Raw genomic sequence first — 3,622 nt, 5'->3', positions numbered from 1 at the left:
GGCAGCACCGCGGCATCGATCTCGATGGGCACGTTGCCGCGGCCGGCGGCATCCCCGTAAACCTGCACAGCCAGGTTGAAGCGGGGCACCGCGGCCCGCCTGGCCGCCGCGCTTGGGGTGGCGGCCAGCACCGGCAGCGCGGCTGCCAGGAACAGGATAAGGGTCAGAGCAACCGGCGACGAACGGGCGGGACCAGAAAGGGATCGCATGGATGATCCTCCGAGCACAGGGGTGCGGGATCGGGAAAGGCTTGCGACCGTGGCCAGCGGCAAGCCGACAAGAGCAAGGGGAGATAACCGGTGCGGTGGCTCCGCAGCAGGCACTCGGTCCGGTGCATCCGTTTCTTGGCAGCAACGTGGACGAGCGCTGTCCCGCGGGGCAGGATTCTGTCCTAGTCTACACGAATAATGTGAACAGTAGTACTCATTCTTAGCCGAATCAAGAGCGGCAATTCACGGGCCGTTGCCGCCCCAGACACTGATCCAGTAGTGGACGGCGATCGCGGCCGGCCGGCAATAGGCGGTGTCCTCACGGTCAGGGAATGGGTCTTGCCAGAAGACGGGCCAGGGCCTGGGGATCGGTGAGGGGGCGCTGGCAGGCGAAGCCGGCGCAGACATAGGCGGCGGCTTGGCCGCCGGCGGGGGCGAGGTCGCGCACGCCCGGCGCCAAGGCCAGCAGGGGGTCATCGGCCACGTCGGTCCGCCGCAGCAGGAAGACGGCATCGGGGGCGTAGGTCTGGCGGGCGGCGGCCAGGAGGCTTTTTGTAGCAGCCGCCTCGCTGGGGCCGGCCACCACCACCTTCCTGGGGGATGCCACCAGCCAGGAGGAGGCCTGCACGAGCCAGGGAAAGTCCGCCGGCGCCGCCCGCACCTCGGTGGCAAAGGCCGCCCGGATGCCCTCGGCGGCGGCGCGCCAGGAGTCGTCTTCGGCCAGCAGCCACAGCCGGGCCAAGAGGTCCAGGGCCATGCTGTTGGCCGAGGGCATCTCCCGCTCCTCCGGGTCCTTGAGCCGGACCAGGAGGCTGCTGTCGCCGGCGGCGGTCTCGAACAGGCCGCCGCCGGCGGGGTCGCCAAAGCGGGTCAGGAGCTCCCGGGCCAGCTCCAGGGCTTGGCTGAGCCAAAGGGGATCGAAGACCGCTTCGTAGAGATCCAGGAGGCTTGCGGCCAGGCAGGCGTAATCAGCGGCCACCGCCGGCCCGAAGGCCAGGCCATCCTGCCAGCAGTGGCGAAGCTCCCCGTTGGGCCGCATCTGCCGCAGGAGCCAGCGGGCAGCCCGCTCGGCGGCAGTGATGGCGGGGGGCCACGCCAGGGCCTGCCCGGCCTGGACCAGGGCCGAGACCATAAGGGCGTTCCAGGCCAGGATCACCTGCCGGTCCTGGCGCAGGGAGGATCGCCGCCGGCGCCTGGCGAAAAGCCGCTGCCTGGCCCGCGCCAGCCGGCCGGCCAGCCCGGCTGGCGCCAGGCCCAGCTGGCCGGCCCAGGCGGCCACCGACCGTCGGCGGTACAAGACATTGCTCCCCTGGCCCTGGTCAGCCGGCCGGAAGTTGCCAGCGCCCGTCACCTCGTACACCGCACAGAAGAGGTCGCCCTCGTCCGGGCCCAGCTCGGAGACGATCTCCTCCCGGCGCCACAGGTAGTAGCCGCCCTCGATCCCTTCCGCGTCGGCGTCCTCCCCGGCCCAGAACACCCCGTCCGGGCTTTGCAGGTCCCGGAGCACGTAGGCCATGACCGCCCGGGCCATCGCGGCGTAGCGGGGCCGGCCGGTGGCGCGGAAGGCCTCGCAGGCGGCCAGGAGCAGCCCGGCCTGATCGTAGAGCATCTTTTCGAAGTGGGGGTGGCGCCAGGCAACATCTGTGGCATAGCGGTGCACGCCGCCGCCCAGCTGATCGAAGATGCCGCCCCGCCAGACCGCCGTCAGGGTCTTTTCCACCATGCCCCGGAGCGCCGGCTGCTGCCAGCGCCAGGCATGGCGCAGGAGGAAGATGAGGCCATGGGGCCGGACGAAGCGGGGGTCCGGCCCGAAGCCGCCGTGGCGGGGGTCGTATTCCTCCCGGAAGGCGCCGGCGGCAACGGCCAGGGTCTGCTGGTCGATGGCGGCCTGGCCGGGGATGCCCCCGGCGGCCGCGGTCAGGCTGGTCACAATCCGGCGCCCTTGGCCCAGGAGCTCCTCGGGATTCCGCTGCCACTCCGCAGCCGCCCGCTCCAGGAGGTCCAGAAGACCGGTGCGGCCATGGGCGCTCCGTTTTGGCAGGTAGACCGCCGCCAGGAGCGGGACCTGGTCCGGGCTTGCGACCACGTTCAAAGGCCAGCCGCTGTAGCCGTCCAGGAGCAGGCGGCAGGATTTCATGTAGAGCTGGTTGAGGTCCGGCCGCTCCTCGCAGTCCACCAGGATCGGCACGAAATGGCGGCTTACGTAGTCCCCCACCTCCTGGTCCGAGAAGCTCTCCCGGCCCATGACATGGCACCAGTGGCAGGTGGCGTAGCCGATGGACAGAAAGATCAGCCGGCCCTCGGCCCGGGCCCGGCCCAGGGCCTCCTCGCCCCAGGGATACCAGTCCACCGCATCATCGGCGTGCTGCCGCAGATACGGGCTTCTGGCTGCGGCCAGACGGCGGCGGGCGGTCATGGCCGCAGGCCCGGCAAGCCGCCCCCTCCCCCAGCGGGGCGGCCATGGCCGCGCAAGGCCGGGGGGGCAAAGCCGCGGGCAGTCTTGTGGCCTGGCCGGCCGGGGAGGTATCCTCGGGTCTCATCAAGGCCGGCACAAGACCACAGCCACCAGGGGGGACAGACATGGAGATCAGACAGATCGAGGTCGGGCTCATGAAGGTGTTTTGTTACCTGGTTTCCTGCGAAAAGACCCGGCAGGCCCTGGTGATCGATCCGGGCGGCAGGCCCGAGCCGCTCCTGGCGGAGCTGCGCCGGCAGGGGCTGGTCGCCCGCTACATCGTGAACAGCCACAACCACCCGGACCATACCTGCGGCAACCGGGGCCTGGCCGCCGCCACCGGCGCTGCCATTGTCATGCACGAGGCGGACCGGGATCTTCTGGCCGACGCGGCTGTGGCGCAGTCCTTTCTGCGCATCGACTTTCCGCCCTCGGATTCGCCGCCCCCCGATATCCTGGTCAAGGATGGGGACCGGCTGGCCGTGGGCAGCTTCGTGGCGCAGGTCCTCCACACCCCCGGCCACTCCCCGGGCTCCATCTGCCTCCTGGCCCAGGGCAACCTCTTCACCGGCGATACCCTCTTCGTTGGCGGTGCCGGCCGGCTGGACCTGCCGGGCGGCGACTTCGGCACCCTGATGGCGGCACTTCAGCGCCAGCTCCTCCCCCTGCCCGATGACACGCTGGTCTGGCCCGGCCACGACTACGGCGACACCAGAAGCTCGACCATCGGCCGGGAGCGGCGGGAGAATCCCTTCCTGGGCGGCGACTGGGGGTAGGTGGAGCGGTCCGGGTGCTCTCCGTCGGCCCGGCGCAGGTCGACATGGAAGGAGATCCACGGATGTGCTCGCTCGAATGTCCGCATGAATGTCCACTGCGCCAGGTCGTTTTCTTGTCTCATTTTGGATAGTTCTGCGAAGCCATCCATCTCGAATGCCATCCGGATGTCCACTTCCCTGTC

The 3,622-nt window shown here is 70.2% G+C and carries 3 protein-coding genes; 1 reads left to right on the top strand and 2 read right to left on the bottom strand.

The window, feature by feature from the left end; translation table 11 throughout:
• Positions 1-209 (bottom strand): hypothetical protein (locus tag AB1634_18965; GenBank protein MEW6221593.1); only part of this gene is annotated, 209 nt, incomplete at its 3' end.
• A gap of 325 nt (positions 210-534) precedes the next feature.
• Entirely contained in the window at positions 535-2,625 is a 2,091-nt protein-coding gene (locus AB1634_18960) for a thioredoxin domain-containing protein (protein MEW6221592.1), read from the bottom strand.
• 164 nt (positions 2,626-2,789) lie between these two features.
• Here AB1634_18960 and AB1634_18955 point away from each other — a divergent pair, with 164 nt between their 5' ends.
• Positions 2,790-3,440, top strand: a complete 651-nt coding sequence (locus tag AB1634_18955) for an MBL fold metallo-hydrolase (protein ID MEW6221591.1) — start codon at positions 2,790-2,792, stop codon at positions 3,438-3,440.
• Positions 3,441-3,622 lie beyond the last annotated feature (182 nt).

The organism is Thermodesulfobacteriota bacterium, assembly GCA_040755095.1.
Taxonomy (GTDB): domain Bacteria; phylum Desulfobacterota; class Desulfobulbia; order Desulfobulbales; family JBFMBH01; genus JBFMBH01.
The sequence above is the reverse complement of the archived record's forward strand: the minus strand, read 5'-3'. Positions and strand labels throughout refer to the sequence as shown.

What these genes read in the sequence shown, in the direction of transcription:
- AB1634_18955 (MEW6221591.1), top strand. Translation starts at nt 2,790, where the DNA reads ATGGAGATCAGACAGATCGAGGTCGGGCTCATGAAGGTGTTTTGTTAC.
- AB1634_18960 (MEW6221592.1), bottom strand. Translation starts at nt 2,625, where the DNA reads ATGACCGCCCGCCGCCGTCTGGCCGCAGCCAGAAGCCCGTATCTGCGG.